The following is a 26,816-nucleotide window of genomic DNA, read 5'->3' on the forward strand; positions in this document are numbered from 1 at the left end:
GGATAATCTCATTTATAAGCTTCTGTTCTAGTTGACCTAAAAGAGAAATCACATAACGTTGATAATGTGGTTTCTCTTATTGAAGGTTTTGGACTAGACGTTGAAAGGAGGCTTTCTCCTAAACAGTCCTTGTTTTATTTATACTTTTAAATGGAGTGCTAAAGCATAGCAAGTTTTATTGTTTTTTGTTATCGTGAACGTAGTAGTTTCTTTGTCTTCTTTACAATTTACTTCAATTTTATCGCGAAGATTTATTTCCTTTAAAAAATTAATTGTAAAGGATTTTATTTTTTGTTCCAGAATAATTTTCGGATCCATTTCATCTAATGACCATTCTAAATATTTTACATTATTGGCATGATTCACTATATCAATATCTGAAAGTTTTACAATTTTATCGGTTAATTTTATCGGATCTTCAGGAATATTAATTTTATGAGTTCTAGTCTTAGTAGCATCATTAGGAAAAAAAGTAAAAGGATCATAAGAAAGAGCAAAGTTTTCTGGTCTTCGAGTATGGGTATTAATTACTACCCAAAAAGTTTCGCAACCAATAATCTTTTCCCCTTTTAGATACATTTCTAGACATCGAACAGATTGATACCCATTTAAGGATTTAATCCAAGTTTTGATTGTTATTTCGTCTTGCCATTTAGGTAAATCTATGATTTCAACCACCATTCTACTTAAAACCCAAGCTTGGTTAAAGATTTGCATATCAGCATGGCTAAACCCTCCTTGTTCCGCATGAGAACTGGCTGTTAATTGAAAAAGATTGCATAAATCCGTATATTTAAGGATACCATTAGGAGTACAATGTAAAAAATTAATTTTATGATTTTCTTCAAAGATTGATGAAAAATCGGGTGAAATAGGCATTTTTATATGAATTTTGAATTAATAAAAGTAATGATTGTATTATAATTTGTTTGATAATCAAACCATTGTGTGTTATCTGTACGCTTGAACCAGGTCATTTGACGTTTGGCAAAGCGACGGGTATTCATTTTAATTTGTTCAATGGCTTCATCTAAAGAGGTTTCTCCTTTAAAATAATCAAATAGTTCGCGATAGCCTACAGTTTGTAAGGCGTTGAGTTCTTTGTGCGGTAAAAGTGTTTTAACTTCTTTTAATAATCCTTGTTGCATCATCAAGTCAACTCTAAGGTTGATACGTTCATACATCAGCGTACGGTCAGCTTCTAAACCTATAATTATAGGCGTGAAGTTGCGCTGGTTTTTGCGTTTGCCTAAAAAACTAGAGTAGGGCTGTCCTGAACCGATACAGACTTCTACAAAACGTTTCATGCGTTGTGGGTTCTGAAGGGTTTGTGGATTTTCGTTCGTAATTTTTTGATAATAATCAGGGTCTAAATTTTTTAAATTATCTTGAAGATAGGAGATACCTAATTCATCATATTTGCTGTTAACGGTTTCACGTACGGAAGCATCAATATCAGGAAATTCATCAAATCCTTTTAAAACAGCATCTACATACAAACCACTACCGCCCACAAGTACTTGGATGTTATTTTTCTGAAATAATTCGTCTAATTTCTGTAAGGCTTCAATTTCATAATCGCCTACCGAATAACTCTCAAAAATGGATTTGTTTTGGATAAAATGATGCGGTGCTTGTGCTAATTCTTCCTGTGAAGGTACAGCTGTTCCGATATACATTTCTTTAAAAAACTGTCGACTATCACAGGAAATGATTTCGCATCCAAAATGATTAGCTAATTGGATAGCTAAAGCGGTTTTACCAATAGCTGTGGGACCTATAATGGTAATTAAATAATTTGGTTTATTCAAAATCAAAATTTTATTATTTTTAAAACTTTTCTTTTATTGATGAAATTCTGAATAATGTTTCGACTATCCCTATTGTTTTCCATGGGGATAATAATTTTTTTTAGAATTTCTATAGTATGTATTTGATGATTTAAATTATAAAAACAATAGCCTTTATACTCCCCATTTTCAATAAGAACTGCACTTCTTTCTTCCAACGTTCTACCTTTGTCTACAATAACCATGGTTTGGTTTTGGAATTGGTGATTACGTATAAATTCTAATACTCTTGTATTGTAATCTTTTGGTTTTTCTTGATTGATACAAGCTCCCAAACATTGTTTAATTTCGTATTGAAAACAACTGTTTTTAGAATCGTATAAACCATTGATTTTTTGACACAATTGGTATTTTTCTGTAATTAGGAACAAGGCATTTTTCCCTTCTTCTTGGCTACTAAAAGAGATGATTTCTTTTTTTCGACCATCGGCTTTTAGAACTTTTAGGATCAAATAACCATGAATGTCTTTTTCTGTATAAAGTGCCCATGGAAAAAGGGTTTTACGTAGAGACTTGTTATAAATAGGTTTGTTTATTTTTATTTCTTCGCTTTCTTTTAAGAGAGCAATCAACTCACTACCTGTTTCTTCAAAAGTAACTGTAAAGACTTCTTTTTGTATTTTTTTACTTTTTTTAGAAAGTCCAGTAAAATGCTGATTGATTCGTTTTTTTATATTTTTACTTTTTCCAATATAAATGATTTCACCTTGTTCATTATGAATGTAGTAAATACCTGTTTTACTGGGTACATGGTCTAAAATGTCTAACAATTTAGGGGTTACACCCGATTTTATCTCTGTTTTTATAAAACTTTTAACAATCGTTTTTTCTATATCTTTTGAAAGAAGTAACTTAAAAAGTTTAACGGTTGCCATGGCATCACCATTTGCACGATGTCTATCGGTTACAGGAATTCCTAAACTTCGTACTAGTTTTCCTAAACTATAAGAGGTCTGATCGGGAATTAATTTTTTAGATAATTCAACGGTACAAAGTGTTTGTTTTTTATAATCATATCCCAAACGCTTAAATTCGGTTTTGATGACTCTATAGTCAAAAGAAGCATTGTGAGCTACAATTATACAATTTTCTGTAATTTCTATAATTCGTTTGGCTATTTCATAAAATTTAGGAGCACTACGAAGCATGGCATTATTAATACCTGTTAGTTTTACTACAAATGGTTGAATGGGAATTTCAGGATTAACCAAACTGATAAATTGGTCTAGGATCTCATGACCATCAAATTTATAGATGGCTATTTCGGTAATACCTTCTTCGTTGTATTGACCGCCTGTGGTTTCTATGTCGAGTATTGCGTACATATTCAATGTCAATGTCAAAAAAAAAACAACTTCAAAAATCAACTTCAAGTTTTAGTTTTAAAATTGATTTTGATATTGTATTGAATTACTTTTTATTGTTAATCATTCTTGAAGCTATAGCTATTAATTCTTTCTCCTTCATTTAATAACCATTTCCTTTTTCAAGGTTGCCAGCAGGAATATAATCTAATGTTTTTCAGGATTTTCTTGACTCTTTTAATTCTTTTAGAGATAAAGAAACTTTAAAAATAAAATCTTTATTGGTTATAGTTCCTTGTGTTTCACCATAATTGAAACAAACACTTCCTAATTAACTGATTTGTGTAATAATCTAATTCATATAATTTTTCAAATTGACGAACAAAGAGAATTATTTCTCGAGCAAATCCTATAAGTCTATCCTTGAAATTATAGATTTTGTTAAAATTTGGTTTGTTAATTTCCATTATAATGGTTTTGTCGGAGCTAAGATAATTTAAATTTAAAAGTTAAACTAATTCGCAATTTTTTTATTAATGAGAACATACGTTTTGCAGAAATGACCTGATTTTAAATATGAAGTTTTTATTAAAAATTGAATGGATTATTGTCATTGAAATTACTACTGTTTAATTTATCTCGAGCCAAAAATACTACTTCCAATACGAACCATCGTACTTCCACAGTCAACAGCAAGTTGATAATCACTACTCATTCCCATAGAGAGCATTTGAAATTTCAGGTTTGAAGTTTCAATAGGTTTGTATTTATCAAATATAGATTTTAAATGTAAAAACTCCTTTTTGATTTGATTTTTATTTTCAGTAAAAGTAGCCATCCCCATCAAACCAACGATTTTGATATTTTGTAAAGAATTATCTTTTTGGATAAATTGAAGAATTTCTTCTAATTCGTTTTCGTCTAAACCAAATTTGCTTTCTTCCTCGGCGATATAGATTTGTAACAAACAATCAATTACACGGTTGTTTTTTTGCGCTTGTTTATTGATTTCTTGCAATAATTTTAAGCTATCTACACCATGAATCAAACTCACGAAAGGCGCCATATACTTCACCTTGTTAGTTTGTACGTGACCTATCATGTGCCACTGGATATCTTTTGGCATTTGTTCCCATTTTTCCGTCATTTCTTGGATTTTGTTTTCTCCAAAAATGCGTTGCCCTGTTTGGTAAGCTTCCATTAAGTCACTCACGGGTTTGGTTTTTGAAACCGCTACTAGAGTAACATGCGGAGGAAGAGATGATTTTATATTATTGAGGTTTTGAGCTATTGACATGTTAATATTTTTTGAGAGTTAAAAATTTTTTTTCAAAAAAATGATATGAAAAGTACGATATACATATAGTAAGAAAAAATACAGATAGATTAAACAATATAATTGAAAAAAAATTATCAAGTAGCAAATACAACTTCATTTTAAGAAATAAATAACCAATGAATTGAAAGGTTATGGCATGGTACATATAGATACCGTATGATATTTCGCCCAATGTAACAAAAAATTTGTTTTCTAAAAAACCTATTGGTTTTTGTGATAAAAAATAAATAGTTAGCGAAAAGCTAAACATACAGAGTAAATGATATGTTTCGTTATTCAGAGAATTTTTGAATATATTGGTAAAAAAAATAAAAAAACTAATTAAGCTAGACACAAAAGTTAGGGGAATAGGTGTTTTAAAAAGATTGTTTGAAAGGTTAAAAGTGTAAGCAACTATTCCGCTAAAAGAAAAGTAAAAAAAAGCCATCCCATACTCATTTAATAACTCGTTTAGATAACTAAAATTAAATATATAGAAATACAGTATTGTAAAAAATATCAAAAAAAGAAAGGCTTTTAAAGGTTTTAAAAAGTAAATTACAGGTGCAATAAATACATAAAATTGTTCTTCTATGCCTATAGACCATAATATTTCAATAATACCTCCAGGGCCATATTTTGCTAAAATGTTAGGAAAAAAAGTAAGGCCTAATGCTAAAGCTAAGAAGATATTGTATTCAGAGGTATGTGTAAAACCAAAAAGAGGAGCTATTAAATGATAAAATGTTAATCCTATAAAAAAAACAAGATAGTATAACGGTAAAATTCTTAAAGCTCTTCTTACAAAGAAATTTTTTAAATGAATTGTACCTTTGCTTTTTTCAATAAATAAATTTCTAATGATTAAAAAACCACTTAGTGAAAAGAAAAAATAGACAGCTTCTGTACCTTTATTTAAAATAGGTAAGGCATCATAATAAGGCAAACCTCTATTTTTACAATAGGAAGGAATATGAAAAACAACCACAATTGAAGCTAAAAAGAAACGAATAGAGGTTAAATTAGGTAATTTTTTCATTTGATAATAATAAGAGTTACTTAGGTAAGTAGAAGTATCAATTGTTGTGGTTTTGTGCTGTTAATAGTCTATTTTTTTAGAATTTACAATACTTTATGGATTGTATAAATTCAATTTTGCATTCCATTTAATATCTTCAAAAATTTCTTTATCGGCTAAAGTAAATAATAGCAATTCTAACTCAAATGGTTTTGAATTTACCCCACAAATTGTTAAATGATTTTGTTTGATAAAGTTACAATATTTATGATGCCTCTTGATGATTATAAAATATTTTTTTATTGCTTATATATTCAGATAAGTGAGAAAGATTTAAAATTGTATTCATGTCAAAATCAGAAATTATTTTATTTCTTCCAGTAGGAATGGGGAAATACGGTACTTTAAAATTTTTTTGATTTTCAGAAGTTAATATAAGCCAATTCAAACTATAAATTACCTTAGAGTCATAAATTACAAACTCATTTGGATTTATAAATGAAGCAACTTTAGAAAGAGATGAAATTGTGCTAAAAGTATCTAAAGTGAGTTTTGTAGTTAAAATTTGGTTTTTAAATTTACTAAGTTTAGCTATATTTTGTCCCGTTTTTTTAAAACCTCTTATACCTCCCCAATTGTTGATTATCCAAAAATCTAAGTCATTATTTTTTTTGTTTTCATTATACTTTTTATATAGAATTTCTTTTAGAAGAATGTTTTTTTTTTAAAGAATTTTCACCTTTTGATAGTCGCTCTTTTTCTGAAAAATTAAAAATCTCATCAGTAATATCAAATCTACTTGACTCAAACCTTTCTGAAAGGTTTATTTTAGAATTATATTGTTTTAATTTTTTGATGACATTTTTCATCTTTAGCTTATTCTCTTACTTCTTTTCTTTACTTATAATTCATACACCAACAGTCCGCTCCTAAACTTCGGTTCGATATAGGTGGATTTTGGAGGCATAATCAGATTATTGTCGGCTAATAATTTTATTTCACTAATATCAGATGGATACAACATAAAACCTACTTCAAACTCGCCCTCATCAATTAATTCTTTCATGTGTAAAATGGCTTGTTTTCCAGGAATGTAATCAATACGTTCATCATTGCGAAGGTCGCCAATACCTAAAATAGGTTGAAGGACATAATCGTATAAAATTTGCGCATCTAGGTTTTTTAAAATTTGATTAGTTCCATTTTCATTACTATTTCCATTTCTCATATATTCTAAAGCATAAAAACGACCATCCAAATACATCCCAAATTCATATTTGCGTTGGGGTTGGTATAACTCACTTTTTTTATCTTTAATGATGAAATTTTCTGCCAAAAGCTTAATAAATCCTTCCTTAGTATGTCCGTTGAGGTCGTGAATTACACGATTAAATTCATAAATTTTCACATTACTTTCCGCAATTAAAAAACTCATAAAATAATTCAAATTTGGATTGCCTGTTGCTTTGTCTTGCTCATACAACATTTCTGCCGATGCTGAACGATGGTGCCCGTCGGCTATGTATAGATTAGGGATCGACTCGAAATGTTCTATTAATAGGTTAATTTCCATTTCGGTATCAATTTTCCAAAGGATGTGTTTTTCTTTATTAGTGGTTGAAAATTCGTAAATAGGTTTGTTTTTTTTATGGATAGCAATAAAATTGTTGATTTCAGTACTATCAGGATAGGTAATCAATACGGGTTCAGTATTAAATCCTGTTTGATGTAAATATTCTTTAAATAATTCTACACGATATTGCAGGGTGTCTTCATGTTTTTTGATACGATTGTTTTGATAATCCTCTATAGAAGTACCCGCAACAATACCTGTAAAAGAATTTGATTTTGTTTGGATTTCATAAAGGTAAAAAACAGGTTTATCTTCCTGAATGAAAATATTTTCCTTTTTAAAATCGTTGTATTTATGAGTTACCCCTCTAAAACGTTTATCGGCTGTAATTTTTTGCGAATGTGTATAGGCAGGATTAATAATATGCAAGAAAGAATAAGGATTAAAATCCAACCAAGCGGCTAATTCAGCTGCGGAATATTCATCATAGGTTCTACACGTCACTAGCGCTACTTTATCATGTGTGGGGCGAACTGCTTTAAAAGGGATTATTTTTGCCATTTTTTCTTGAATGAAAAGTGATAAGTAAAAAGTAATTAGTTCTTTAACGACTTTTTACTTATCACTAAACACTTTTTACTAAATTGAGATGAAACTTTCTCTGCTTTTTTACTTTCTGAGTAATCATAGAAACCTTCCCCAGATTTCACTCCTAATTTACCTGCCATAACCATATTGACCAATAAAGGACATGGAGCATATTTCGGGTTTTTGAAACCATCGTACATGACGTTTAAGATAGACAAACATACATCAAGACCAATAAAATCGGCTAATTGTAAAGGTCCCATTGGGTGCGCCATACCTAATTTCATAACCGTGTCAATTTCATACACACCACCTACACCGTTGTATAAAGTTTCGATAGCTTCGTTAATCATAGGCATTAAGATACGATTCGCTACAAATCCAGGATAATCGTTTACTTCGGTAGGTATTTTACCTAATTTAACCGATAAATCCATGATGATTTTAGTTACTTCGTCAGATGTGTTGTAACCACGAATAATTTCAACTAATTTCATGATAGGCACTGGATTCATAAAGTGCATACCTATCACACGTTCAGGATGTACTACGTTGGCCGCAATTTGTGTAATAGAAATAGAAGAAGTGTTTGTTGCTAAAATGGTGTTATGGTCGCAAACTTCGCTTAGTTGCTTGAAAATATTGAATTTTAACTGAACATTTTCAGTGGCTGCTTCTACAACTAAATCGCATCCTACTACACCGTCTTTAATATCAGTATAAGTGATGATATTACCAATGGTTTTGTGCTTGTCTTCTTCTGTAATAGAACCTTTAGAAACCATACGGTCTAGGTTGTTAGCAATAGTAGCCATCCCTTTTTCTAAAGATTTTTCAGAAATATCAATTAATTTTACGGTAAATCCACTTTGTGCAAACGTATGAGCAATTCCGTTGCCCATAGTACCCGCGCCTATAACTGCAATTGTTTTCATTGTATGATGCCCCTATTTCTTAAATAATTTTTCCTACTAGGGGTGCGTAGGGATTAATGGTTTGGTTTATTATTGAATTCTTTTTTTATTTCATTTAACAACTGCTCTTCCGAAGGTAAAATCAACTCATATTGACTAGCAAGTATTGTTTTGTTTTCTTCGGGTAAAGAAAATTTTACGACGGCATTGTTTTTATCGGCACACAAAAGTACACCAATTGTTGGTTTTTCATGAGGTAATTTTTCTACTCGGTCAAAATAGTTGACATACATTTGCAGTTGCCCTAGGTCTTCGTGGGTAAGTTTGTGTGTCTTGATTTCGAAGATGACAAAACTCTGTAACATCCGATTGTAGAAGACTAAATCCACAAAAAAATCATCGCCTTCTAAATGAATTCTTTTTTGTCGCGCCACAAATGAAAAACCGTTGCCTAATTCCAATAAGAAATCTTGAAGATGTGTAATAATGGCTTGTTCTAAATCTTTCTCATAATAAGCACTTTCTCTTTTTAATCCTAAAAACTCTAGTACCATGGGGTCTTTGATAATTTCATTAGGATGGGTAGGAAGCACTTCATTGCGAGCTACGGCCAATACACTTTCTTTGTCATTACTTAGAAGTAGTCGTTCGTACAATTGACTATTGATTTGACGTTCCATTTGTCGTACAGACCAATTGTTTTTAGTAGTTTCGGCTATGTAATATTCTCTTTTGTCTTCATTATCAATGCGAATTAGCGTTCGATAATGCGTCCAACTCAATTGTGTACGCAGTGAGTTCACAATTGGAAAAGTTCTATAAAATTGTCTATACCAATAGAGGTTTCGATACGAAAACCCGCTTCCAAATTCAGGTTGTAATTGTTCTGAAAGATATTTTATCAAATATTCTCCGTAATCAGCTCTATCTTTTCCTTGTTGTTCTTCGTTGAAAATCCGCTCGCCAATGTGCCAATATAATAAGGTACGCTGATAATCTACAGCCTTTATGGCTGAGGTTCGCGCATTTGATATTAAAGATTTAATATCGGTTATTATTGTTGGATTGGAGAGCATTTTTATTTTTTAAAAAAGTATTAGATAATTACTTTTCAATACACTCAATAATCTGATACGCCACACGTAAGGCTTCCGTGCCATCTTCAAGTGTAACCACAGGTGTTGCATCTTGATTAATAGCATCGGCAAAAGACTCTAATTCATCTAAAATGGCATTATTTGGATGAATACCTGGGTTGTCAAAATAAATTTGTTTTTTTACCCCTTCAGCATTTTGAAGTATCATGTCAAAATCACCTGGTGTTTCTGGAGCATCTTTCATGCGAACTACTTCACATACTTTGTCTAAATAATCCACCGAGATATAAGCATCTTTTTGGAAAAATCGTGATTTGCGCATGTTTTTCATAGAGATGCGACTGGATGTGATGTTAGCCACGCAACCGTTTTCAAATTCAATACGAGCGTTGGTAATATCGGGCGAATCAGAAATAACCGCTACGCTACTGGCGTTAATCGACTTTACTTTTGATTTTACAACGCTTAAAATCGCATCTATATCGTGAATCATCAAGTCTAAAACCACAGGGACATCTGTACCTCGAGGGTTAAATTCAGCCAAACGATGAGTTTCTATAAACATCGGGTTGCTGATTTTGTCCTTAACCGCCATAAAAGCTGGATTAAAACGCTCCACGTGTCCTACTTGCCCTTTTACGTTGTGTTTTTTTGCTAGAGCCATAATGGCTTCAGCTTCCGCGACGGTTTTAGCTATTGGTTTTTCAATAAAAATATGTTTACCCGCTTCGATAGCTTGTTGGGCACATTCAAAATGTTGTAGGGTAGGAGTAACAATGTCTACTACATCTACTGCCTTGATTAATTCAGTAATGGTGTCAAATTTTTTATAACCAAACTCGGTCGCTACTTTGTTAGCATTGTCTTCATAAGGGTCGAAGAAGCCTATTAGTTCGTATTTTTTAGATTGATTAAGTAATCGTAAATGTATTTTTCCAAGGTGACCTGCACCTAAAACGCCTACTTTTAGCATAATTAAGAATTTGAACAAATGTAAATCTTTTATTCGATTTATTCAAAAATCAATGCAAATCTAAGTTGTAAAAAGCACCTTTGTTTTTACGACTTTCCAGCGAATGTTTTACAATTAAATAAGCGGTAGTATTAATGTTTCGTAATTCACAAATTTGAGGCGAAAGGGTTACTTTTTTAAACAAATTCTCAGTGTCTTCGTATAAGTAATTCAAGTGATCCAAAGCCCGCTCTAAACGTTGGTTTGAACGTACAATGCCTACTAGATCGTTCATAATATTCTGAACCGACTTTTTGTTATGTGAAATAAGAATTAGTTCTTTGGGTTCTACAGTTCCTTTGGAGTTCCATTGCGGTATTTTAGGAAAAAACGCTTTTAAACTGTTGCTATTTTTTATAATATCTTTTGCAATGATATGTCCGAAAACCAAAGCTTCTAAAAGCGAGTTAGAGGCGAGTCTATTAGCTCCGTGAAGACCTGTTTTTGCTACTTCTCCATTAGCATATAAATTAGGAATAGACGTTTGTCCTAGCTTATTTACCTTTACACCACCACACATATAGTGCATAGCCGGTAGTACAGGTATGTAGTTTTTAGAAATATCTATACCTATGCTTTGACATTTTTCAACAATATTAGGGAAATGATTATAGAAATCCTCTTGATTTAAATGAGTACAATCTAGATACACACATTCGTTTCCTGAGGTGTTAATTTCCATGTTGATAGCGCGGGATACAATGTCACGAGAGGCTAGTTCGGCTCTTTGATCATAACGAAGCATAAAGCGTTCGCCAGATTGATTGCGTAAATAAGCCCCAAAGCCTCGTACGGCTTCAGATATTAAGAAGGCAGGGCTCTTACCTGGTTCATACAACGCTGTAGGATGAAATTGTATGTATTGCATGTCTTCAATAACGGCTTTGGCTCTAAATGCCATACCTATTCCATCACCTGTTGCAATGATAGGATTTGTAGTTGTGGCATAAGTTTGTCCTGATCCTCCTGTGGCTAAAATGGTTTTATGGGCTAAATAAGTGTGAATGGCGTTTGTTTTTTCGTTTAAAATGTAGGCACCATAGCAGTGAATGTCTTTTTGTCCTATTTCTATTTTTATATTTGTAAAATGATGTTCGGTAATTAATTCGATAGCAAAATGGTGGGGGATAAATTCAATATTTGACAAGTTTTCAATTTGCCTTAATAATGTTATTTGAATTTCATATCCTGTTATGTCTTTATGGTGTAAAATTCTATTGGCAGAATGACCTCCTTCTTTACCTAAATCATATTGATTGTTTCTGTTTAAATCAAATTCGGCTCCCCATTGTATTAGTTCTTGTAAGCGAGTAGGGGCATTTTCTATTACAAGTTTTACGGCATTTAAATCGTTTTCGTAATCGCCTGCTTTTAAAGTATCTTCTATATGACTCTCAAAAGTGTCTTTTTCGTCCCAAACAGCTGCTATACCGCCTTGTGCATACTTAGTATTCGACTCTTCTTTATTATCTTTAGTAACTACAGTTATTTTTTTATTGGGTAACGCTTTTGCTAACTTAATAGCTGTGGAGAGACCTGCTACTCCTGAACCTAAAATTAAAAAATCGGTTTTAAAAATACTCATTATTTAGAAATTTCTAACATGGCATTAATTGATTTTACGGCTTTTTTTCGTAAAATTTCATCTATTTCTATGTTTGGTAATTCATACTTCATACATAAATAGAGTTTTTCTAGGGTGTTTAGTTTCATAAAAGCACATTCGCTACAATTACAATTCGCTTCATTAGCAGGAGCGGCAATAAACGTTTTGTTGGGAACTTCTTGTTTCATTTTATGAAGAATGCCTACTTCGGTAGCCACAATAAATGTATGGGCATTAGATGTTTTAACGTAATTTAATAAACCAGCAGTAGAGCCAATGTATTTTGCTACTTTTAATACATGAGCTTGTGATTCAGGATGAGCAATAATTTCTGCCTCTGGATTTTCTTTATATAATTCTAAAATTTTGCCAATAGAAAAAGCTTCGTGTACTAAACAAGCGCCATCCCAAAGGAGCATATCGCGTCCTGTTTTTTTTATTAAATAAGCTCCTAAATTTTTATCGGGGGCAAAAATTATAGGCTTATCAAGAGGGATGGCGTTAATTATTTTTTCAGCATTTGATGAGGTACATACAATATCTGTTAAAGCTTTAATGCTTGCCGAAGTGTTTACATAGGAAATCACAATGTGATTAGGGTGTTGTTTTACAAACGGCTCAAAATCAGCAGTAGGACAAGAATCAGCTAAAGAACAGCCTGCTTTTAAATCGGGTAAAACTACTTTTTTGGTAGGATTTAAAATTTTAGCTGTTTCAGCCATGAAATGAACTCCAGCAAAAACAATTAAATCAGCTGTTGTTTGCGCTGCTTGTTGCGCTAATGCAAGACTATCTCCTACAAAATCAGCTATATCTTGAATTTCTGGGAGTTGATAATAATGGGCTAAAATGACAGCATTTTTTTCTTTGCGTAATGTGTTGATTTCTTCGATATAATTAATATCTTGTTTTCCTAGTTTTAAATAACCATTATCAATTAAATTTTTTTTGGCAATTTCTAAATCGTTCATACCTAAAAAGTTTGGACAAAGCTAGGGAGTAGATTAAAATAAAAATATGATAATTGTTAGTTTTATCAGAAAAAGAGGTTTTGTTAAGTGTGATTTTTGTCTTAATTTTACCCAAGAATTATGAGAGATTTACCCAAACATCAAGGACTTAGAAATCAGTTAGTAAGCCTTTTGGAACAAAAAGGAATTACTGATAAAAATGTATTAGAGGCTATTAGGAAAATTCCAAGACATTTGTTTTTGAATTCTAGTTTTGAAGATTTTGCTTATCAAGATAAGGCCTTTCCTATTGGGGCAGGTCAAACTATTTCGCAACCTTATACTGTAGCTTTTCAATCAGAACTTTTACGGGTAAAAAAACATGATAAAATATTAGAAATAGGTACAGGGAGTGGTTATCAAACTGCTGTGTTGTGTGCTATGGGGGCTAAAGTATATTCCGTAGAAAGGCAAAATGAATTGTATAGAACAACTTCTTTGTTGTTGCCTAAATTAGGAATATTGCCTAAGCATTTAACATTTGGCGATGGTTATAAGGGATTGCCTAATTTTGCTCCTTTTGATGGAATTATAGTTACAGCAGGGGCTCCATATATCCCTCAGCCTCTGATGGCGCAATTAAAAATTGGAGGGAGATTAATCATACCTGTAGGAGAAAATGTTCAAATTATGACTATGCTAATTCGTAAAAATGAAACCCAGTTTGAAAAGCATGAATTTGGAGATTTTAGATTTGTACCACTTTTAGAGGATAAAAATTAAGCCTATAAATTATTTATAGGCTTTTTTAATTCTGTCTAAATCACGCTTGTTATCACGGTCTTTTATGGTTTCTCGTTTGTCATAATTCTTCTTACCTCTACATAAGGCAATATCTAATTTTGCGAGGCCTTTTTCACTCGTAAATAAGCGCAAAGGAATAATGGTTAAGCCTTTGTTTTGAACATCCTTTAAAAGTCCTCTTAATTCTTTTTTGTTTAAAAGAAGTTTTCGTTCGCTTTTAGCTCTATGGTTATAATGCGTTCCAAAAGCATATTCTTCTATCGTAGAATTAATAACAAATAACTCACTTCCATTAAACTCACAAAAGCTTTCAGCAATTGAAGCTTTTCCTAATCGGATGGATTTAATTTCAGTACCGGTTAATACTATTCCAGCCGTGTACTTGTCAATTATTTCGTAATCAAACCTGGCTCTTTTGTTTAGTATGTTGACTGTTTTTTGCATAGGATTGCAAATTTATAAAAATTATTATGGATTAAAATTAATTTATAAGAATGAGTAATTAGTTTTTTTAATTTTTTAATTATTATATTCGTAATTCAAACCAAAAAAAAATACTAAAAATGAAAAAAAAGTTAATTAAAATTTGTTTTTTATCTGTTATAGCTTTTACTTCTTGTGTTAATGATGATTCTTCCTCTCAAGAAGAGAATGTTGTAATTACTGAAAATCAAAAAGAACCTTTGTCAAATAAAGAAATAAATGATAAGCTTCTTTTCCGTGTAAAAACGGGCGAACAGTTTAACTGGAATATGGCTACGGCACATGAAGTTTGGAGTGCAATTCAAAATGGAAACAAAATTTGTACTATAGGTTTTGGAAATAATAAAAATGAATTTGATAGAAAAAAAACAACAAATCAAGCAGAACTACAAAATCAATTGCTTAAAATTATAGCTAAGTATGAAGAAAAAGAAATAGGAAAAATATTACTAAAAGAAGATCCTTACCTTAATCTTGTAGATGTTTATATTGAAAAACAAGAAACCATCATAGCCCTAAAAAGATTGGGGTACATACGTTATGTTGAACCAGGAGATTTTAGAATAGAACCAGGATCAGATCCTACAAGTAAAGATTCTTCATCTTCGTCTGGATGTGGGCTAGAAAGCGAAACAATTAGTTCAGGAGATTTTACAACAATTACACCTAATGCCAAAGTTCCTTGGGCATTTTATAATCACAATATACCTTCTGCATGGGGACACTCTACAGGTAGAGGAATTACGTTAGCTATTGTAGATACAGGAGCTTCTACTGTTAATTCATTACTAAATGCAAATTTTAACAATGGCGATTCTTCAGGAAGAACAATTCAAAAATATGGCGTTTATGTAGATTCTATTTGGCCTTGGTCCACAGGATATGACGGAGCAAACGATAAATGTGGGCATGGTACAAGTATGTCCTCCGTGGCGGCCTCTCCTAGAAATGATAAAGGACAGCCCGTAGGAGTAGCATATAACTGTAACTTAATTACCTATAGAGCTGCTTCAAATGTTGTACTAGACGGTTACCAAGAGTTAGAAGCTGTTAAAAAAGCGTTTACAGATTTAGGAAACAACTCTTCTGTTCGTGTTATATCTATGTCAATGGGAAATATTATTTCTTCCAGTAAAATTGAAGACGGTATAAAATATGCTTATAGTAAAGGAAAATTAATTTTTTGTGCAGCTGGAACCTCTACCAATTTTACCTCATCAGTTGGGGTTATCTTTCCAGCATGGATGCCTGAAACCGTTGCTGTTACTGGTTTAAGAGAGGCAAATGGTTATGAAGCATGTGATATTTGTCATACAGGAAATAAAGTTGAATTTGCTATTATGATGCAAAGAAGCAATACAGGAAATAAAATACCTGTAAATAGTTATTATGAAGGGCAAAGTGATTATGTAGGAGGTTCTTCTGTAGCTACGGCAACAACAGCTGGTATAGCAACCTTAATATGGGCTAAAAATCCTACTTGGACGAGGGATCAGGTTTTAAATAAGTTACGCCAATCTTCTGAATTTTATGGTAAGAAACATCCTGAATTTGGTTATGGTATGCCAGATGCTTTGAAAGCAGTTCAATAATAAATAGTACTTATCAAAGAGGTTGTCCGAAAAGGGAGCAATCTTTCGTTTAGACCAAAGGGAGGCTCGAATGAAGTGAGCAGGTGGAGCAAATCACATAACGCTGATAACGTCACTTCGACGATAGGAAAAGTGACAGGCTAGACGTTGTGTTTTGACTTTTCAGACACCCTCTTTGTTTGTATAAGTATTAATAAAATTGGTTCTCCTAAAAGTAAAAACAGTAACTTCGCAAGTTCTATTTTTATTGTAAGAAAATGGCAAAAATTATTATACTCACTCCAATGGAGATTGAAAAGAAGAAAGTAGAAACGGCATTATCGCAATTATCTAACTTAACACATTCTTATCAAATAGTTGTTTCTGGAATAGGGAGAGAGAGTACCGCAAAGACTCTGATAAATTTACCAGCCCATGATGTTTGTGTATTAATGGGCTTTGCAGCGATAGTAGGAAAAGAAAGCGAACTGCCTCCTTATCTAGCTCTGGGGAAACCTATCGAAATTACCAATGCCTCCTTGTATGGATACGAAGGAGGAATGTTTGAAAATGGAAAACCCATAACGGTCAATCCTCAAACAAATTTACCGTGTTTGCATTCACTAACTTCAGATAAATTTGTTAGAACGACTAATCTAGCCGTTCAAACAGTGGTAAATATGGAGGATTACACTTTTATGTATTTAAAAAAGCCGCAGGATTTTATCATTCGAATTATCTCAGATTTTTTACCTCACGAAACCGAAATCGATTTTTTTGAAGAAGTAAAAGGAATACAATTTCTAGAAGCTGTAATAGAATTAGAAAAAATATGATAGTTACCTAAGGTCAAAATCATCAGGTAAAATCAAATATATATTTTCTCATTAAAATTGAAAAGTCTCGTTTTTTATCCTACTAAAGGAGTATAAAAAACGAACCTTTTGTTATGTTTTAGAAAGCAGAAAATTAATTGCTTGATGTTTTATCGTTTCGTAGCTTACTGTTTTTCTTGCCGTAAAAGAAATAAATTAATATGCCTATTGCCAGCCATGCAAAGAGCCTAATCCAAGTACCTAGAGGTAAAGAAAACATCATTAATAAACAAGTAGCTATACCTAAAATAGGCACAAGAGGAACTAACGGCGTCTTAAATGGTCTAGGTAAATTAGGTTCTTTTTTTCGTAAGATTAAAATACCGATACATACCATTACAAAAGCTAATAAAGTACCTATACTAGTCATTTCACCCACCACATGAATAGGAACTAATCCAGCAAACAAACTAATGAATACACATAACAAGATGTTTGATTTATAAGGAGTATGAAACTTAGGGTGCAATTGCGAAAACACCTTGGGTAACAAACCATCATTACTCATAGCATAAAAAACGCGTGATTGTCCTAATAAGTCGACTAAAATAACAGAAGTATACCCAATTAGAATAGCCATAATTACGGCAGTAGCTAGCCATATATAAGGCGTTTTAGCAATGGCAATAGCCACAGGCGCGGCACTGTTTTTAAATTCTGTATAGTGGGCTAATCCAGTCATTACATAACCAAAAGCAATGAATAAAAGCGTACATACAATTAATGACCCTAAAATCCCAATTGGCATATTTTTTTGTGGGTTTTTAGTTTCTTGTGCCATCGTAGCCACGATATCAAAGCCTATAAAAACAAAGAAAATGACCCCAGCACCACGAAGTATTCCAGAAACACCAAATTCTCCAAAAGTCCCCGTATTAGCAGGGATAAACGGACTGTAGTTTGCTGGATTTATATATTGCCAACCTAAGCCTATAAATAACAATACGACACCTACTTTAAGGGTTACAACAATAGCGTTAAATACCGCAGATCCTTTGGTTCCTCTGATAATAACAGCTGTAATCAATGCAATGATTAATACGGCCGGAAGGTTAATAAAACCGCGAACAATTTCCCCATTTTGTCCTGTAGCAGTTTCAAATGGCGACATAACTAATTGGGGTGGGAGGTATATCCCAAATTTCTCTAAAAATTTGACCAAATATTGAGACCAACTGATACCTACTGTAGCTGCGCCTACAGAATATTCTAAGATCAAATCCCAACCAATTATCCAAGCAAATAACTCTCCTATGGTAGCATAAGCGTAAGTATAAGCACTACCAGAAACAGGCACCATCGAAGCAAATTCAGCATAACATAAGGCACTAAAAGCGCAACCTACCGCGGCAACAATAAAGGATAGGATAACTGCGGGGCCTGTATTGTTAGCTGCGGCAATTCCAGTTAAAGAAAATAGACCAGCACCAATAATAACACCTATTCCAATCATGATTAAATTGAAACCACCTAAGCTTCTTTTCAAACTATGGGTTCCCGTTGTGGCAGCCTCTTTTTGTAAGGCTTCTATAGATTTTTTTAGCATAAAAGTATATTTATAACAGCCCTTTGGACTGGATTTTTTTAAAACGAGGCAAAGGTAAGCCAACTAATTTTGAGTGCTTTAGAAACCAACTGATGAATATTCTGGGGTAAAGTGCTATAGGTTAGTGTTTTTCTTATGACTCGCTCATTAGTTGATAATAAGTTTGTAAATACCCCGCAACGTAATTTTTTTTACTAAAATGATGGTATGAACAAGATCAAAAAAATCAATACAATTGTATAGACTTCTTTAGACTGAATAAAAATTTTAAAAATCATTTGGAAATTAAAAAAAATAATTACAAAATTTGCGTCAGAAAATTAGTAACAATTAAAAACGAAGAAAAAATGTTTGTATTCAATGTAACACTTTTAGGTTATCAATCAGCGGGAGCTGGTGTAACTGCGCTTCGTGGTTTTACTTTAAGTTAGATTCAAAAAACTTCACTATATGTTAAAACCCGAAGACCTTTAGTTTCGGGTTTTTTTATGCCTTAAAATTTCCCGATAACTTCAAAGTTTGATTTCAACCAAGTGCTCTAGCATTTGGAAGAGCAGTCTATTATTCAAAATTTAAATTTATGGGAAATAAATTATCAGGGAGAGACCTAATCAAGATAGGGTTCCCTAAAAATAATGCCATCAATATAACCTTAGGGCAAATCAACAGATATCGCAAAAGAGAAAAAAAAGAAAGTATACTCACCGAAGCCAAAGAGGTTTTACTACACCCTGAAAAGTTCAAAAATCACGGAACTTGGGGCAAAGTAGCCGAAGGATTAGTGAATCCAGTACAAGTAAAGTTCAACGAATTACGGAACACACGAGCGCCATTTTCGATTTTTGGTGAAAACGAAATCGAAGAGCAAGCCAAGTTTCAATTGTATGATGCTTTGAAATTACCTGTTGCTGTGCAAGGAGCCTTGATGCCAGATGCACATTCTGGTTACGGATTGCCTATAGGCGGTGTGTTAGCCACAGATAATGCAGTGATACCGTATGGGGTAGGAGTAGATATAGGTTGCCGAATGAGCTTGTCTATTTTCGATTTACCCGCTTCGTATCTCAAAGGAAAAGAACATCAATGGCGAAAAATGCTGTTGGATAACACCAAGTTTGGAATGTACGAAACACACAAAATCAAATCCGATCACGAAGTGTTTTCTCATCCTGCTTTTTCAAATATTCCTTTGGTAAAACAATTGTTAGATAAAGCATACAAGCAATTGGGGACTTCGGGCGGCGGAAACCATTTTGTCGAAATAGGAATCGTCAAAATCAACACCCCTATGAACGAATGGAAATTGGACGCAGGCGAGTATGTAGCGGTTTTATCGCATAGTGGTTCCAGAGGTTTGGGGGCCAATATCGCAAAACATTACACCTATTTGGCTACTAAACAATGTCCGTTACCTAAAAATGTACAGCATTTGGCTTGGTTAGATATGAACACACACGACGGACAAGAATACTGGATGGCAATGAATTTAGCGGGCGAATATGCTAAGGCGTGTCACGAAGATATTCACAAACGTATTGCGAAAGCCATCGGGAAACGAGTGTTAGTAACCATCGAAAACCATCACAATTTTGCTTGGAAAGAAATGGTAAACGGACAAGAATGTATTGTACATCGCAAAGGCGCAACACCTGCAGCCAAGGGCGAACTAGGAATTATTCCGGGTTCGATGACAGCACCTGGTTTTATTGTACGAGGTAAAGGAAATGAAAGTAGCCTGAATTCAGCATCTCACGGTGCTGGAAGATTGCATTCTAGAGCCAAGTGTAAAGTCAAGTTCACCCAAAGCGATATCAAAAAAGTTTTAAAAGACAAGGAAGTCGATTTGATTGGTGGTAGTATCGATGAAGCACCTATGGCGTATAAAGACATCCATAAAGTAATGGCGCTTCAAGAAGAATTAGTAGAAGTATTGGGAACATTCACCCCAAAATTTGTGAGAATGGATAAATAAGCTTTGTTATGGAAAGGTTTGAGGATAAAAATATAAGATTAGGTAAATTCAATGATTTCATTGATGTCGTTTGTCCAAATTGCAATCAGAAAGCAGCTGTAAAAATCAAGAATAAATTAGAATCTTGTCCTAATTGTGGAAAACACAATTGCGAAAGCAAAAGGGTTTTTGAATGTAAACATTGTTATTACAGTTTCTCTAAAAAGAAAACAATTTTTGAGCCCTACGCTAAGGTATATTGTTCAAATTGTTCTGAAAAGTACGAAGCAAAAGGAGTTCAAACGACTAAACAGGTAAGCGAAATAAAAGTTAAATGTCCACATTGTAATCATAGCGAAACTGTGAAAGCAAAACTTAAAGAAGTAGAGTTTGAATTTAAATTCGATATTGAAGGAGTAAGAGACCCTTTTTATAATTGCAGCTTATGGTACCAACAAGAATTTAAACAGAATGTTTTTTGGGCTTTAAATAATGATCACATTAATTACTTAGAAAGATATATTGAGGCTGATTTAAGAGAGCGCAACTCAAAATACAATGGAGGTCAAACGTTAGTAGCGCGATTACCAAAGTTTGTCAAAGAAGCAAAGAATAGAGACAAACTTTTAAAAATTATAGAAAAATGGAAACAAAAATAAAATCAAATCAAGTCTCTAATAGCCCCTCCTTTGGAGGGGTTGGAGAGGCTATCATACAAATCACCTCAGGAAGAGGACCAGCCGAATGCGATTGGGTAGTGGCGCAAGTGCTCAAAAGAGTATTAGTCGAAGCCGAAGAAATGAAGCTGAAAGTGGAAGTAATTAATAGAGAGCCTGGACCCGAAAACGGTACCGTAGTTTCGGCATTAGTAGCGATAAAAGGTGTCAATACCAACGAATTTGTGCGTAGTTGGGTGGGTACCATTCAATGGATTGGGAAAAGTACGTTTCGAAAGTTTCACAAACGTAAAAATTGGTTTATCGGAATTTTTGAAGTGCCTCCAATCCTCTTGCCTACGTTTTCAGAAAAAGATTTTCAATATCAAGCGATGCGTAGTTCAGGAGCAGGCGGACAACACGTAAACAAAGTGAGTTCTGCCATTCGTGCCACACATCTTCCTACTGGAATAAGTGTAGTGAGTATGGATTCTCGTTCGCAGCACCAAAATAAAAAATTGGCAACCGAACGATTACTAGCCAAACTAAAAGAGACGCAGTACGACCAACTCCAACAGCAAGTGCAAAACCAGTGGACCAATCAAATGGCAGTGCAAAGAGGAAACCCAATTCGCACTTTTGAAGGTTCCGATTTTAAAAAAGAAAAGAAAAGTAAAAACAACAAAAAAGAACGACAAGAAGGAAAGAAGATGATAAACGATAGTTTATATGATTAGTAGTATCACCTATCATCGAACATCCATCAGCCAACAAATTCAAAAAAATGAAAACAATAGATAAATATGTAGTACAAGCCTTGGATAATTATCCCTATTGGCTTGAAGGAACCTTAGAGTCATTAGGATATGCCTTGGCGTATGATAACAAAAACGCTATGGCATTAGGATTGTACGGACGCTTGTATGCCGAACAAATGCAAGATTATGAATCGGCAAAACAATATTATGCAGAAGCTTTGGCTGCTGATATTCACGCTTTGGAGATATATCCACATTATGCTGAGGTTTTATTATTGAATGAAGATTACGAAGAAGCGGCAAAGCTAATCGATTTCTCATTGACAATAAAAGGAATTAACAAAGTTTAAATGTGGATAAAGAAAATCCAATTGCTAGAAAGGCAATAGAAAATTAAAGCCGCTTTGAAAATGATTAAAGAAGTAAAATTAATTTCCTTTACCAACGATTCTTATGAAATTGACCAAATAGAAAAACGTTTGAAAAATAAAAAAGAATTGCTCAAACCTAAAAAGTCGAAGAAAAAGAAAGCAGAGAAGAAGAAAAGTAAGAAGTGATTAGTTATAATAGTTAATATTTAATCTGACAGTTACCAATTAAAGCATTAATTTTAATGGAAGTTTTAATAATGGGCTTTCCTCGGGTAGAGTGGTGCAAAAATATGGCGTCTATGTAGATTCTATTTGGCCTTGGTCTTCGGGCTATGATGGCGCTAACGATAAATGTGGGCACGGTACCAGTATGGCATCTGTGGCTGCTGCACCTCGTAACGACAAAGGGCAACCTGTGGGAGTGGCCTATAATTGTAATTTGGTAACCTATCGCGCGGCTTCAAATGTGGTGCTAGACGGCTACCATGAATTAGAAGGTGTAAAAACAGCCTATATTAATTTGGCTAATAATGTTAATGTTCGCGTGATTTCCATGTCGATGGGGAATATTATCTCCTCAGGAAAAATTGAAGATGCGATTAAATATGCTTATAGCAAAGGGAAACTAATGTTTTGTGCTGCGGGAACCTCTACGAGTTTTACCACTTTTGCGGGGGTTATATTTCCTGCTTGGATGCCCGAAGTGGTTGCTGTAACAGGAATTAAAGATGCCAGTACCTACCAAGCCTGCGATGTATGTCATACAGGAAGTAAAGTAGAATTTACCATTATGATGCAACGAGTAACCAGCGGAAATAAAATTCCGGTGAACAGTTATTATGATGGACAAGGCGATTATTCTGGAGGATCCTCAGTGGCTACGGCTACGACTTCAGGGATTGCTACTTTAGTTTGGGCTAAAAATCCTAGTTGGACCCGCGACCAAGTTTTACAAAAACTGCGTCAGTCCGCTCAGTTTTATACCAACCGTCATCCTGAATTTGGCTATGGAATGCCCGATGCTTTGAAAGCGATGCAATAAAATAGGAACTGCCCGTGAGGGCAGTTTTTTTGTGGGTTTATTTTTGGAAAATAGTTTTGCATTATATTCATCGAGAATGGTTATGTTAATACTTCGACAAAAATACCGACGACTTTAAAATCAATTAGCTCATCATCAGTTAATATTAAATCTTCAAACTCTGAATTGAATGACATAGGTTTAAGAATTATTAAATCATGGTGCCATCCGTCTTTATTAATATTTTTTTTGCTTTCATAAGATTTAACGGTGAATCCTTTGCCAAAATCTGCATCTTGAATATTTTGTTGATGTACCAATACAATTTTTCCATTTCTAGAACCACCCGAATCCTTTCTAAATAGACACCATGAATTATTAGGTATGATTTTGTTCATAGATTCACCTAATACTTTGCATACAAAATAATCCTCTGAATATTTGAAATTTTTGTTAAGCTCAATCCATTTTGTTTCATCATTTATTTGTAAGTCACTAAAATCTCCAGCTGCTACTTTAATGTCATAAAGAGGAATAGAATTTTGAAAAGGTTTTGCATCTTCAAAAGATAAAATTCTGAATGGACTTAGTTCTACTTCTTTTTTCTTATCTAAAATTGAAGTATTTATATTAACATTACTCTCAACCTTATTTGTTAAATATTCATAAATGTCATTTTCAACGGGATGATTCATTTTATAAATAACTTTTACACCTGAAACTTCACCTCCTTTTTCGTCTCGAATAGATTTCTGAACAAAACTATCCTCGACGGGAGTAACATCACCCATAAAATAAAATTCAGTACCCTCATCATTACTTTTTTTAATAAAGAGAGGTAATCTAAGTCCATCTTTATAATTTTTTATGGCTTTAACATCAGGACTGTTTAGATTTCTTTTAGATTTAAACATCCATTCAAATTCTGAATTATTTATAAAATGATCTTCATATTTAGTAGTACTAGATATTGTTTCTTCTTTATGGTAATTTACAAAAATCGGACAATTTGTTTTATCTGGATTTATCATATATCCTCCAACATTTTGAGCCAAAGGATTGCTTTCCCAGTTTAAGATTCTAAAAACATCTTTCCTTGAATATTTGCGATATAAAACAAAACCATCGATATATTTATTCTTTACAAATAGTTTATTGAAAGTTTTAATTGAGTAATCAATGTTGTCCTCTAGAAATTTAAAAAAAGTCTGGTTTTTTAATGTTTTTAAAAACGAATCATCAATAACTATTTGATTTCTATCTTTATTTACAATATTTATCCCATAAATATCATGTACAGTAACTAGTTTTTTATCTTTATTTTCAGTAATGAATTTAAAATTTAAATTATTTAAGCAAGACTGAATTGTTTTGTCTGATACTACATAACCATATTCAGATTGAATTTGATTTTTAAATTCTGCAATATTTATTCTATGTGAATTAATTATTTGTTTTAAAATTAAACATTCCTCAACACGCTTTGAATTATTTATTTCATTAGCGAAAAGTTCAAGAATTTTCTTTTCTTCTTTATTTAACTTATCTGTTAATTCATCTTCAAATTCGATTATAAAATTGAAATATGATTTAGAATAATTTACAAACAATTGAGGATCTCTTGAGCCATGTTCAATGAAGTCAACCATCATTGGTGTTTTACCTAATTTGAATTTTAGTAACTTGTAATCGTTGACTAAATCTCTTTTTAGTTGCATATTTGCTTTATCAATAGCTTCAAATATTATATCACTTGCAATTTTATCAAAGTTAATTGTTGAAGTTCCAGGTATATGATTACTCCCGCTTGTCATCAACTTTCTTAATGAATCTTTATTATATGAAGTATCACCATAAAGAGCAATTGGAACTAAGAAATTGTTTTTATAATTTCCAATAAAATCAATCACTGTTAAGTATTCTTTTCCCTCCGTTTTTCTGAGACCTCGACCAAGTTGTTGCACAAAGACAATTGCTGATTGTGTTGGCCTAAGCATAATAATCTGATTCACACTTGGTATATCTATTCCTTCATTGAAAATATCTACAGTAAATATATAATCTAATTCATTTGATTCTGATTCAAGTTTAATAATAGCGGATGCTCTTTCCTCCTCGCTGTTTTTTCCAGATAAACAAATTGTTTTATAGCCTTTAACATTGAAACCTTTGGATAAGACCTCACTTTCCTCATTTGAAGAACAAAAAACTAAACCACGAACTTTCCCATTATCGCTTCCATATAGGTTTGCTTTTTCAATTATTCTATTAATTCGCTCTTCTGAAGCCAATAATTTAAAATCAGAATTATCTTCAAGAATTTTCCCTTCTATACTAATATCAGTAACACCATAGTAATGAAATGGGCTAAGAATATTTTCGTCTAAGGCTCTATGTAGTCTAATTTCATAAGCTATATTGTAGTCAAATAGTTTAAAAACATCTTCACCATCAGTCCTCTCAGGTGTGGCTGTCATTCCTAATAAAAATTTTGGGTTAAAGTACTTAAGAATTTTTTGGTAAGAAACAGCAGCAGCTCTGTGAGTTTCATCTATTACAATGTAATCAAATTGATTAGGATTAAATTGAAGTAAGTGTTCATCTTTAGCTATTGTTTGAATTGTGCAGAATATAAAATCTTTATCTAAATCTTTAATTTTCCCTGAGTACATTCCCATGGTTTTAGATTTTCCAAATATCATTTGATAAGATTTCATTGAAGCCTTGGCAATATTAAGGCTGTGAACAATAAATAATAATCTTTTTGGATTAAAATTTTTTGCGTCAAATGCGGATAAAAAAGTCTTGCCAGTTCCAGTTGCAGAAATTAAAAATGCTTTTGTTTTATTTTGATTTCTAAGCTGTTCTATGTTTTTTAATGCTTCAATTTGCATAGAATTGGGAAATATTTCCCTCTGGCTAAAATCGACTAACTTTTTTTTAAGTAATTTAGAATAATCGATTTGTTTTTTATATAGTATTTCATAATTGGCTATGAAATTGTTGTCTACAACTAAGGCTTTTTGATATTCAGATGTAAATTCTTTTATTGCATTAAAAATAATATGACTAATTGGTGTAGCAGTTATTTTTAAATTCCATTCAATATTTGAACATAATGCTGTTGCTGTTAAATTACTACTTCCAATGATCAAATCATAGACATCATTTTTCTTAAATAAATATCCCTTGGAATGGAAAGAATTATCGACAGCAATTTTAATCTCTATATTTTTAAATTGTAAAAGTCTTTTTAATGCCTCGGGTTGAGTGAAATTTAAATATTGTGAAACTAAAATTTTGCCATTTATTCCTTTTTTTTCTAAAGTTATTAATGTTTCTATAAGTGTCGCTACACCACTTGTTGTAACAAAAGCAACTGAAAACCAAAACTCATCACAATCATTTAATTCTTTGATAATTGTAGATAAAACTTTTTTTCCTTCAGTTTTATCATTGACTAATAATTGAGGTAAATACTCATTATATGAGGGCAAATTATTGTCAATAAAACCTGATTTTAAACTTTGTTCTAATCTAATATTCATAA

General features: G+C 32.6%; 24 protein-coding genes. 9 read left to right on the forward strand and 15 right to left on the reverse strand.

The genetic code is table 11. The features are described from left to right. Nucleotides 1-138: 138 nt before the first annotated feature. The 12 genes from HUE53_RS10030 to nadA form a co-directional block, all read right to left on the reverse strand. Nucleotides 139-879 carry an acyl-[acyl-carrier-protein] thioesterase gene (locus HUE53_RS10030; protein WP_014165634.1) on the reverse strand — a complete coding sequence of 247 codons (741 nt, stop codon included), beginning with the start codon at nt 877-879 and terminating at the stop codon, nt 139-141. Nucleotides 880-881: 2 nt separating this feature from the next. Next, on the reverse strand, nt 882-1,817 hold the full coding sequence (gene miaA / locus HUE53_RS10035) for a tRNA (adenosine(37)-N6)-dimethylallyltransferase MiaA (RefSeq protein ID WP_102135403.1): 936 nt from the start codon (nt 1,815-1,817) through the stop codon (nt 882-884). Continuing rightward, a complete protein-coding gene (locus HUE53_RS10040) occupies nt 1,814-3,175 on the reverse strand; it encodes an exonuclease domain-containing protein (protein ID WP_065213383.1) in 1,362 nt (453 codons plus the stop codon). The genes miaA and HUE53_RS10040 overlap by 4 nt, the downstream gene beginning before the upstream one ends. Before the next feature lie 613 nt (nt 3,176-3,788). Continuing rightward, a complete protein-coding gene (locus tag HUE53_RS10045; protein ID WP_192188449.1) occupies nt 3,789-4,451 on the reverse strand; it encodes a YggS family pyridoxal phosphate-dependent enzyme in 663 nt (220 codons plus the stop codon). A 1-nt stretch (nt 4,452) separates the two neighbouring features. Continuing rightward, nucleotides 4,453-5,511 (reverse strand): acyltransferase family protein, encoded by a 1,059-nt coding sequence (locus HUE53_RS10050; RefSeq protein WP_014165630.1) that lies wholly within the window; start codon nt 5,509-5,511, stop codon nt 4,453-4,455. A 668-nt stretch (nt 5,512-6,179) separates the two neighbouring features. Next, entirely contained in the window at nt 6,180-6,359 is a 180-nt protein-coding gene (locus HUE53_RS10055) for a hypothetical protein (RefSeq protein WP_192188450.1), read from the reverse strand. 32 nt (nt 6,360-6,391) lie between these two features. Then, on the reverse strand, nt 6,392-7,624 hold the full coding sequence (locus HUE53_RS10060; RefSeq protein ID WP_014165628.1) for a DUF1015 domain-containing protein: 1,233 nt from the start codon (nt 7,622-7,624) through the stop codon (nt 6,392-6,394). 35 nt (nt 7,625-7,659) lie between these two features. Further along, nucleotides 7,660-8,586 carry a 3-hydroxyacyl-CoA dehydrogenase family protein gene (locus HUE53_RS10065; protein WP_192188451.1) on the reverse strand — a complete coding sequence of 309 codons (927 nt, stop codon included), beginning with the start codon at nt 8,584-8,586 and terminating at the stop codon, nt 7,660-7,662. Between the two features lie 53 nt (nt 8,587-8,639). Then, nucleotides 8,640-9,641: a PDDEXK nuclease domain-containing protein gene (locus tag HUE53_RS10070; RefSeq protein ID WP_192188452.1), complete on the reverse strand. Its 1,002-nt coding sequence runs from the start codon at nt 9,639-9,641 to the stop codon at nt 8,640-8,642. Between the two features lie 28 nt (nt 9,642-9,669). Next, nucleotides 9,670-10,635 carry a Gfo/Idh/MocA family protein gene (locus HUE53_RS10075; protein ID WP_065213390.1) on the reverse strand — a complete coding sequence of 322 codons (966 nt, stop codon included), beginning with the start codon at nt 10,633-10,635 and terminating at the stop codon, nt 9,670-9,672. Between the two features lie 49 nt (nt 10,636-10,684). Then, the gene (gene nadB, locus HUE53_RS10080; protein WP_138425206.1) at nt 10,685-12,259 is read right to left on the reverse strand and encodes an L-aspartate oxidase; all 1,575 of its coding nucleotides are present in this window, start codon (nt 12,257-12,259) and stop codon (nt 10,685-10,687) included. Continuing rightward, nucleotides 12,259-13,251: a quinolinate synthase NadA gene (nadA, locus tag HUE53_RS10085; protein ID WP_192188453.1), complete on the reverse strand. Its 993-nt coding sequence runs from the start codon at nt 13,249-13,251 to the stop codon at nt 12,259-12,261. Before nadA ends, nadB begins: the two co-directional genes overlap by 1 nt. Before the next feature lie 120 nt (nt 13,252-13,371). Here nadA and HUE53_RS10090 point away from each other — a divergent pair, with 120 nt between their 5' ends. Continuing rightward, nucleotides 13,372-14,013 carry a protein-L-isoaspartate(D-aspartate) O-methyltransferase gene (locus tag HUE53_RS10090; protein WP_014165620.1) on the forward strand — a complete coding sequence of 214 codons (642 nt, stop codon included), beginning with the start codon at nt 13,372-13,374 and terminating at the stop codon, nt 14,011-14,013. A gap of 9 nt (nt 14,014-14,022) precedes the next feature. Here the strand turns inward: HUE53_RS10090 and smpB are convergent, their stop codons facing one another. Continuing rightward, the gene (gene smpB, locus HUE53_RS10095) at nt 14,023-14,478 is read right to left on the reverse strand and encodes an SsrA-binding protein SmpB (protein ID WP_014165619.1); all 456 of its coding nucleotides are present in this window, start codon (nt 14,476-14,478) and stop codon (nt 14,023-14,025) included. Between the two features lie 119 nt (nt 14,479-14,597). Here smpB and HUE53_RS10100 point away from each other — a divergent pair, with 119 nt between their 5' ends. Together HUE53_RS10100 and HUE53_RS10105 are read left to right on the forward strand one after the other, a co-directional pair. Further along, nucleotides 14,598-16,109, forward strand: a complete 1,512-nt coding sequence (locus HUE53_RS10100) for a S8 family peptidase (RefSeq protein ID WP_192188454.1) — start codon at nt 14,598-14,600, stop codon at nt 16,107-16,109. Nucleotides 16,110-16,366: 257 nt separating this feature from the next. Then, nucleotides 16,367-16,924 carry a hypothetical protein gene (locus HUE53_RS10105; protein ID WP_138425204.1) on the forward strand — a complete coding sequence of 186 codons (558 nt, stop codon included), beginning with the start codon at nt 16,367-16,369 and terminating at the stop codon, nt 16,922-16,924. Nucleotides 16,925-17,057: 133 nt separating this feature from the next. Here the strand turns inward: HUE53_RS10105 and HUE53_RS10110 are convergent, their stop codons facing one another. Continuing rightward, nucleotides 17,058-18,509 (reverse strand): amino acid permease, encoded by a 1,452-nt coding sequence (locus HUE53_RS10110; protein WP_192188455.1) that lies wholly within the window; start codon nt 18,507-18,509, stop codon nt 17,058-17,060. A gap of 580 nt (nt 18,510-19,089) precedes the next feature. Here HUE53_RS10110 and HUE53_RS10115 point away from each other — a divergent pair. From HUE53_RS10115 to HUE53_RS10135, 6 genes are all read left to right on the forward strand, one after another. Then, nucleotides 19,090-20,481: an RtcB family protein gene (locus tag HUE53_RS10115; protein ID WP_192188456.1), complete on the forward strand. Its 1,392-nt coding sequence runs from the start codon at nt 19,090-19,092 to the stop codon at nt 20,479-20,481. Nucleotides 20,482-20,489: 8 nt separating this feature from the next. Further along, on the forward strand, nt 20,490-21,119 hold the full coding sequence (locus HUE53_RS10120) for a hypothetical protein (RefSeq protein WP_192188457.1): 630 nt from the start codon (nt 20,490-20,492) through the stop codon (nt 21,117-21,119). Beyond that, nucleotides 21,104-21,853 (forward strand): peptide chain release factor H, encoded by a 750-nt coding sequence (gene prfH, locus HUE53_RS10125; protein WP_065213395.1) that lies wholly within the window; start codon nt 21,104-21,106, stop codon nt 21,851-21,853. Before HUE53_RS10120 ends, prfH begins: the two co-directional genes overlap by 16 nt. Nucleotides 21,854-21,900: 47 nt before the next feature. Continuing rightward, complete coding sequence (locus HUE53_RS14325) at nt 21,901-22,224, forward strand: hypothetical protein (RefSeq protein WP_225556135.1); 324 nt, start codon at nt 21,901-21,903, stop codon at nt 22,222-22,224. Between the two features lie 60 nt (nt 22,225-22,284). Further along, entirely contained in the window at nt 22,285-22,431 is a 147-nt protein-coding gene (locus tag HUE53_RS14330) for a hypothetical protein (RefSeq protein WP_225556136.1), read from the forward strand. 94 nt (nt 22,432-22,525) lie between these two features. After that, a complete protein-coding gene (locus HUE53_RS10135; protein WP_225556137.1) occupies nt 22,526-23,287 on the forward strand; it encodes a S8 family peptidase in 762 nt (253 codons plus the stop codon). Nucleotides 23,288-23,367: 80 nt separating this feature from the next. Here the strand turns inward: HUE53_RS10135 and HUE53_RS10140 are convergent, their stop codons facing one another. Further along, complete coding sequence (locus HUE53_RS10140; protein WP_192188458.1) at nt 23,368-26,814, reverse strand: DUF3427 domain-containing protein; 3,447 nt, start codon at nt 26,812-26,814, stop codon at nt 23,368-23,370. Nucleotides 26,815-26,816: the final 2 nt, after the last annotated feature.

It is taken from the genome of Flavobacterium columnare, assembly GCF_014844295.1.
Taxonomy (GTDB): domain Bacteria; phylum Bacteroidota; class Bacteroidia; order Flavobacteriales; family Flavobacteriaceae; genus Flavobacterium; species Flavobacterium columnare.